This is a genomic window from Paeniglutamicibacter psychrophenolicus, assembly GCF_030812255.1.
In the GTDB taxonomy this organism is placed as follows: Bacteria; Actinomycetota; Actinomycetes; order Actinomycetales; family Micrococcaceae; genus Paeniglutamicibacter; species Paeniglutamicibacter psychrophenolicus_A.
This window is the reverse complement of the sequence record NZ_JAUSSH010000021.1, coordinates 49,547-56,039: the sequence shown is the minus strand read 5'-3', so window position 1 is coordinate 56,039 and position 6,493 is coordinate 49,547. Positions and strand designations below refer to the sequence as shown.

The 6,493-nt window shown below is 67.7% G+C and carries 5 protein-coding genes; 1 reads left to right on the top strand and 4 read right to left on the bottom strand.

Annotation, left to right across the window (positions count from 1 at the left end; all coding sequences use genetic code 11):
• Positions 1 to 516: 516 nt before the first annotated feature.
• The 4 genes from J2T21_RS19910 to J2T21_RS19895 form a co-directional block, all read right to left on the bottom strand.
• Positions 517 to 1,365: an HAD-IIB family hydrolase gene (locus tag J2T21_RS19910; protein WP_307583874.1), complete on the bottom strand. Its 849-nt coding sequence runs from the start codon at positions 1,363 to 1,365 to the stop codon at positions 517 to 519.
• A 63-nt stretch (positions 1,366 to 1,428) separates the two neighbouring features.
• The gene (locus tag J2T21_RS19905) at positions 1,429 to 2,472 is read right to left on the bottom strand and encodes a glycosyltransferase family 4 protein (RefSeq protein WP_307583872.1); all 1,044 of its coding nucleotides are present in this window, start codon (positions 2,470 to 2,472) and stop codon (positions 1,429 to 1,431) included.
• Complete coding sequence (locus J2T21_RS19900; RefSeq protein ID WP_307583871.1) at positions 2,472 to 4,652, bottom strand: amylo-alpha-1,6-glucosidase; 2,181 nt, start codon at positions 4,650 to 4,652, stop codon at positions 2,472 to 2,474. Before J2T21_RS19900 ends, J2T21_RS19905 begins: the two co-directional genes overlap by 1 nt.
• A 284-nt stretch (positions 4,653 to 4,936) precedes the next feature.
• Entirely contained in the window at positions 4,937 to 5,653 is a 717-nt protein-coding gene (locus tag J2T21_RS19895) for a GAF and ANTAR domain-containing protein (protein WP_307583869.1), read from the bottom strand.
• A gap of 321 nt (positions 5,654 to 5,974) precedes the next feature.
• Here J2T21_RS19895 and J2T21_RS19890 point away from each other — a divergent pair, with 321 nt between their 5' ends.
• Entirely contained in the window at positions 5,975 to 6,274 is a 300-nt protein-coding gene (locus J2T21_RS19890) for a hypothetical protein (RefSeq protein WP_307583867.1), read from the top strand.
• Positions 6,275 to 6,493 lie beyond the last annotated feature (219 nt).

The following is a 6,493-nucleotide window of genomic DNA, read 5'->3' as shown; positions in this document are numbered from 1 at the left end:
TGTGAGAGTTTCCTCGAAGGACCCACGGTGGCCGCGCCCGTTTCAGGAACGTACAGGTCACCGGTGGGTGTTACACCACTCTACGGGGCACTACTGATTCCATGCGTGCACCGGCATTGTCCCGGGACACGTAACCGACTACATTTGCGCAACGGCGCATCTTGCCCGGGCGCACACGGCTCTCGCATCCACACATGAAGGAAGACATGACCCAGACCCAGATTCCGGTGCGCCGGCACAAACGGGGCCTTGCCTCGGCCGTGCTGCTCGCCGTGCCCGGCGGGGCGCTTGCCGCACCCGCGCCGTCCTTTGCCGCTCCGGCGGTTCCCACAGACCCGGTCATCTCGACGACCGACACGACCTGGCAGTACCTTGATGATGGTTCGGATCGCCCTCATGTTCGCGGGATACAGCGGAGCGATGGATGCATTCCGCATTACCCAAGTACCCGCTTAAGCCAAGGATCGCCCGACCTCGTGGTCGGGCGATCCTTGGCTTGTGGGCATCAAAGTAATTTCAAATCAGCCCTAGCTCCGCAAAAGCCGAGGCGATCCCGTCGCGATTCGGCGGAAGCGCCGTGCGGTCGGCCAACTCCAGCAGCCCGGGATGCGATCCCTCGATGGCTACGCCAAGGCCCGCGAAGGCCACCATTTCCAGGTCGTTTTCCCCGTCGCCGAAGGCGATGGTGTCCGCCTGGCTGATTCCCAGGTGGCCAATGGCCACGGCGACGCCGTCGGCCTTGCTGATGCCGCGTCGGAACAGCTCGCCCGTATGGCGTCGCTCATCGGCAATGGAATTCTCGACCACGGCGACATCCTCGCCGATCTCGGCCGCAATGCTTCCCACCGAAAGCGGTGCCTCGAACACGGAGATCTTGGCAAAGGACGGCAGCTCCGGGATCGGAGCCAGTGAACCCAGGATTGCAGAGGAGCCGGCGGCCCGGCCGTCGGGGCGTTGGCTGAAGTGCGCCTCGATGATTTCCCGCAGCCGTTGTTCCGCGGCGCGAGGGACGTGGAGTGATTCCGGGGATTCCAGGACGTAGACCGCGTCATGGGCGTCGAGGGCCGCAAGGGTCCGTGCCGCCATCTCCTCCGGGAACCGGCGATCCATGAGGATTTCGCCGCCCACCTCCACGTACGCACCGGCGCTGGCCACCAGACCGTCGAATCCGGCCGCCAGGATGTGTGCCGGAAGCATGGACAGGGGACGGCCGGTGCAGAGCAGGACCTTGTGTCCCGCCGCGCGTGCCGCATGGACCGCCTGCGCGTGGGCCTCCGGAACCACCCCGTAATCGGCATAGGTGCCGTCGACATCAAGGAAGACGGCGTGGATGGTTTTTACGGGCGTTGGGGGCAAAGCGTGCATGTCCACAGACTCTACCGGGGTCCGGCGCACCTGTCGCTTCCCGCGACGCTGCCCGGCTTTCGCCTATACGGGCACGACATCGGCGCCGGCCTTCGAGCTGAGGCGGCGGGCATAGAATGCGACGTGCTCGTCGACCATGCGCCGGGCACCGAATTGCGTTTCGGTAGCCGCACGGCAGTCCGCGCGCCGCAGCTCCGGGCACCGGGCCAGGGCCGCGGCCAGCGACTTGGGGGTGTCCCGGATGAAGCCGGTCACCCCGTCCGCCACGATCTCCGGCGCCGCGCCGCGCGGGGTGCTGACCACCGGGGTGCCGGTGGCCATGGCCTCGATCATCACCATCCCGAAGGGCTCGGACCACTGGATCGGGTTCAGCAGGGCGAACGCGTCGCCCAGCAGCCGGAACTTCTCCTGCGGCCCGACCTCGCCCACGTACTCGATGTGCCCGCCCAGCTCGGGGCCGACCACGTCGCGGAAATATGCCAGTTCGCCGGCGCTGTGCATCTTGGCCGCGATCTTCAGCGGGACCCCGGCCCGGCGCGCGATGCGGATCGCGGTGAGCACCCCCTTGTCCGGGTGCATCCGCCCCAGGAAGCAGGCGTAGCCGCCGGCTCCGGCGCCCAGCGGGACCGCGGCTGCCTCGATCCCGTGGTGGATGACGCCGCCGACCTCCACGCCGCGGGCTTCGCTCTTTTGGTGCGTGGAGATCGCCAGCAGCGATGCGCACCGCCCGATCGCCCGGTACACCGGCAGGGTGCCGGCGTCGAAGCGGTTGTGGGCCGTGGAGATGACCGGGATGCCCGGTCCGGCCAGGCGCAGCAGCGGCCCGGCCAGGGTGTGGTCGTGGATGACATCCATGGATTCCATCGCCGCGTAGGCGGCCAGCACGTGCCGCAGCTCGTCCTGGCCGCGTCCCATGTGGGCGGGGTCCGGCGGGTGGGCGCCGGGCAGCGGTTCCACGGGGCAGCTGCTGCCTGCCGCGGCTGCCAGCAGCACCTGGTGGCCCAGCCCGGCCAGCCCGCGGGCGAGCGAGTCGATGACCGCCTCGGTGCCGCCGTAGGCCTGAGGCGGCACCGTGAGCCAGGGCGGGGCGATGATCCCGATGCGCATCACCTGCCCCGTTCGCCGGTGCCCGGGGGCTTGGGCGCCCCGTCCTGCAGGATGTCCGCCAGCCGGCCCGCCCCGCCCAGCACGACCTGCAGCCCGGCGGGGACCTCCCCGACCTGCAGGTGCCTCCCGGTGGCCCGCAGTGAGAGCCGCCCCTCGCCCAAGACGATGTTCCCCAGCTCAACCTCTCCCCAGTCCTCCGGTAGCACCGGGTCGATGAACAGCTGACCCTGGGTCAGGAACGGGTCGAGGCGCAGCATCATCCGCAGCAGGTGCATCGGGGTGGCCGCTGCCCAGGCCTGCGGGGAACAGGAAGTCGGATACGGCACCGGGACCGGGTGGCTGTCGCGGTCCAGGCCGCAGAAGAGTTCGGGCAGCCGGCCGCCAAAGGCCTGCGCTGCCTCCATCAGCGCGACGGCAATGCGCTGGGACTCCGCGACGAAGCCGTAGCGCATCAGCCCCCCGGCCACCAGCGCGTTGTCATGCGGCCACACCGAGCCGTTGTGGTAGCTGGCGGGATTGTAGGCACGCATCCGGGTCGAGAGCGTGCGCACGCCCCAGCCGGAGAACATCTCCGGGTCCATCAGCCGTGCGGCCACCGCCGGAGCCTTGTCCTTGTCGACGATCCCGCTCCAGAGGCAATGGCCCATGTTCGATGCGCAGGAATCCACCGCCCGGCCGCTGCCGTCCAGCGCCAGGGCATAGTAGCCACGGTCCGGAAGCCAGAATTCCTCGTTGAAGGCCTCCTTGATCCGTGCCGCCCGCCGGGCATGGTCGAGCATCGTTTTCCCGTCCCCGGCCATCTTCGCCAGCAGGGCCCTGGCCAGGTATGCGGTGTACACATAGCCCTGCACCTCGCACAGCGCCAGCGGGGCGGCGGCGACGGTGCCGTCGGCGAAGGTGATCCCGTCCCAGGAGTCCTTCCAACCCTGGTTGGCCAGGCCGGTGGGCAGGGAACGCTTGTAGGCCAGGAACCCGTGGCGGTCCTTGGCCACGCTGCGTTCGATCCACCCCATGGCACTGTCCACCGCCGGCATGAGCCGCTGGAGGGTGTCGCGGCCGATGCCCCAGCGGGCCAGTTCCCCGGCGAGGGTGACAAAGAGGGGTGTGGAATCCACCGACCCGTAGTAGGCGCCGGAGGTGCCCAGCTCGCGCGCCGGTGAGGTGCCCTGGCGCAACTCATGCAGGATCTTTCCCGGTTCCTCCTCGGTGGCCGGGTTGGTTTGGGTCCCTTGGCGCTCGGCCAGAGCCTCGACGGTGCCCAGCGCCAGCGAGGAGTCCACGGCCAGCGACATGAAGCCGGTCAGCAGGGAGTCGCGGCCGAAGAGTGCCATGAACCACGGGGCGCCGGCCGCCACCACGGCCCGGGAGTCGTTTCCGGGCTGGAAAATGCGCAGGGTCCCCAGGTCCCGGCGGCTGGTGGCCAGCACCTCGCCCACCAGCGTGTTGCCGATCTTCAGGCTGGGAACCTTCCGGTTCCAGGCCGCCTGGCGGATTTCCGGCCGCTCGAGGTATCCGGGCTCCGGCTCCGGGGCGTCTTCGGCCCCGGGACGTTCCTCGTTGATGGAGGGGTCCACCGACACCAGGGTGGTCCACTGGCCCTGCGGCGGCACCGAGAGCCCGTAGCGCAGCCCGGAGGGGGTCCCCTCGGCCCGGTCGTCCTTCACCCGCAAGGCCAGCCGGTGCCCGCCGAGCTCGCAGGCGTGGAGTTGGCCGTGCGGCTGCACCGTGAGCTCCGAAGCGCGTTTCGGGCGGCGCAGGCCTCCCTTGACATCAAAAAGGTCCGCGAAATCGGTGTCGATGTCCACGGTGAGGGTCGCGGTGAACTGGCTGCTCGAATAGTTGTGCACGGTGATCTGCTCCGTGAACCCGGAATTCAGGCTGCGGTGGCGTTCGACCAGCACATGGCTCTCGGCGTCCCCTTCCGTCCCCTCGATCCGTCCCACGAACATGGCCCGGTAGGGCTCAACCGCCGTTCCGCTGAGCGGTTCAAGGTCCTTGCCGTTGATCCGCAGCCGCCAGCCGCAGACGAACCGGGTGTCGCGAAAGAACAACCCGTGGGGCCGGATCTCCTCCATGTCGCCGTTGGCCGCGGAAAGCACGAACGTGGTGCCGTGCAGGATGGTCACCGCCCCTGGCCCGGCCGACAGTGCCCCGACCCCCGCGGTCCATGCCGCTACCATGGCCGGCCGCCTGCCGGGGCATGGACGCTCGGTGGCGCCGCGGGGCGCACCAAGCCAAGCCGGTTGCGGTTCCGGCGATCGGGTGGGTGAGGACAAACAGCGGTGGGGCAAGGACAGGGCATGATCACGGTCCATCGGAAAGTTCCGGCTGCAGCCCGCTGCTGGACCGCTGTTTCCAGACTATGCCCGGCTTCGCGCCGGCGGAACATTTTTGCCATGCCCAGTGTCGGGCGGCGATGCACCGTGCGGAGGCCCGGGACATGCGTTCCCGGTCTCCGGCGGGACTAGTTCTCGAAGTGGGTGTCAACTGGCTGGTTGGTGGTGGAGGCGATGACCGCCTCGGCCACATGGCGCACCTTGATGTTCCTGGAACTGGAGGCCGACTTAAGGATCTGGACCGCCCGCTCCTGGCTGCACTTGTTCTGGCCCATGATGATGCCCACTGCCAGGTCGATGGTTGTCCGGGATTCCAGCGCCAACCTCAGGTTTTCCTCGTTGTCGCGGTGCCGGGCCATCCGCACCGCCAGGTTCAGCAGGGCCGAGGCCTGGTGCGCATATTCCTCCACCTGTTCAACGACACGTTCGTCGAAGGCATCCCTGTGCATGGAGTACAGGTTGATTGCGGCAGTGTCCTCCGTTTCCAGGGTGAACGGCACCGCAAGCATGGAGCGGACCCCGGTGGCCTTGATGGCCTCGATGTACTCGGGCCACCGTCCTGCTCTCTCGACGTCAGGGATGTGTACCGTCCGGTGCTCGATGCAGGCGCTGAGGCAGGGACCTTCGCCGAAATCGTACTGCAACTCGTCAAGTTCCTGGGCCAGCGCACTGTTGCTGGCCACGGTGCCCGCACGTTTGTGCCGGCGCAGGGTGATGCCGCAAAGTGCGGGTTCGTCGCCGTTGCCCAGGGTGTTGGCGCTCAGGTGCGTCAAGGCGTTGAGGAACGATTCGAGATCGTGTGTTTCCGCCAGCAGGTCCCTGATGAATTCACTTACGGCGATCATTGCCATCCCTCAATCTCTCGGCGTTCCCCAAACTGCCCTATGTGTCGCTCCGCGCCGTGGCGAAAGCGCGTACCGGGAGCGACGGCAATCGCGTGGATTGCAAGCTGAATGAACCACATGATTGTCATGTCACCGTCTGTCTCTAGGTTACGTCCAATTCCCGCACAAGCAAGCCCACATCCCCCACCAGGCCTTGGTCCGGGTGGGCGGCAGCGACACCGTCCGCCGCTTGGCCGCATGCGGTTCCGGCGCCTGCAACTGGTGCTCCGCGCACCCTGCAAAAAGCGGGACACGGCGCGCGGCAACGGCTAGTGTCGAAGCATGGCAAGACACCTGGAACTCGATTGGATTGATCCGTTGACCGCCCACGTGGCCAACCGCACCGGAAGGGCGGTCTTCGACGTTGATTTGCACGCGGTCGGGAGCGTGAGCGTGGACGGAACCCCGGATTGGAGCTACTCGGCGGAGAAGCTGCCGGACGGTGAATTCATTGGCCTGTACTCGATCAGGAAGGAAAACGGCTGGGCCACTTCCCCGCCGTTTCTGGAAATGTCGTGGCGCAACGCGGAGTCCTCGGAGGAGAACTTCAAGCGTGTCCCGCTGCACCACCTGGAGCCCTGATCTCCGTCCCGGCAAGACACACGGCGGGCCTGGCGCCAATTGCGCTTTGTGCAGCAGCCCGTGGGCACCCGGGCGCCGCGGCATGAATCGCGGCGTGCAACACGGCCTTAGCCATGGGCGTCGCGTGACTTCCAGCGGACGGCCCGAGTACACGGTGTTGGCCCCGGGCACGGGCAAGTAGGCATTGGACTACCTGAACGCGGTTATGCTGTCCCTCGC

Excerpts from the sequence above, each read along its gene's own strand:
- J2T21_RS19910 (WP_307583874.1), bottom strand. The coding sequence starts at position 1,365 with ATGCACGCTTTGCCCCCAACGCCCGTAAAAACCATCCACGCCGTCTTC.
- J2T21_RS19895 (WP_307583869.1), bottom strand. The coding sequence starts at position 5,653 with ATGATCGCCGTAAGTGAATTCATCAGGGACCTGCTGGCGGAAACACAC.
- J2T21_RS19905 (WP_307583872.1), bottom strand. The coding sequence starts at position 2,472 with ATGCGCATCGGGATCATCGCCCCGCCCTGGCTCACGGTGCCGCCTCAG.
- J2T21_RS19900 (WP_307583871.1), bottom strand. The coding sequence starts at position 4,652 with ATGGTAGCGGCATGGACCGCGGGGGTCGGGGCACTGTCGGCCGGGCCA.
- J2T21_RS19890 (WP_307583867.1), top strand. The coding sequence starts at position 5,975 with ATGGCAAGACACCTGGAACTCGATTGGATTGATCCGTTGACCGCCCAC.